The sequence below is a fragment of the Mesorhizobium sp. M2E.F.Ca.ET.209.01.1.1 genome (assembly GCF_004010375.2).
In the GTDB taxonomy this organism is placed as follows: domain Bacteria; phylum Pseudomonadota; class Alphaproteobacteria; order Rhizobiales; family Rhizobiaceae; genus Mesorhizobium.
Map to the genome: position 1 here is coordinate 1 of NZ_SADP02000908.1, position 310 is coordinate 310.

At 60.3% G+C, this 310-nt stretch carries 1 pseudogene; it reads right to left on the bottom strand.

Annotated elements, in window-relative coordinates:
- A pseudogene (locus tag EN852_RS38435) lies at window positions 1–201 on the bottom strand (acetylornithine deacetylase); the annotation flags it as partial.
- Window positions 202–310 lie beyond the last annotated feature (109 nt).

The window sequence follows — 310 nt, forward strand, 5'->3', positions numbered from 1 at the left end:
GGACAGCATGATGCCGGGCCTGTCGGCCGGACCGATCATGGCAAAGAGGTTGGCCTTGTGACCGTCGGCGCTGTGGATCAGCTGGCTGGCTATGCCGTTTGCTCCGAGCAACTCCGCCGCATAGCCGATGAGGTCGAGATTCGAGTCACGGCTCACGGTCGGGAAGGCTATCAGCCGTTCGAGTATATCGATGCTGTCCATGTGTCTTGTCCCGTTGCCGCTACCGGCTGTCTACATCGGGCGATGGCCGCCCCTGAAGTCGCATTTGGCTCAGCTTCGATTTATTGCAGCCTAATTCCGGCGACGGGAG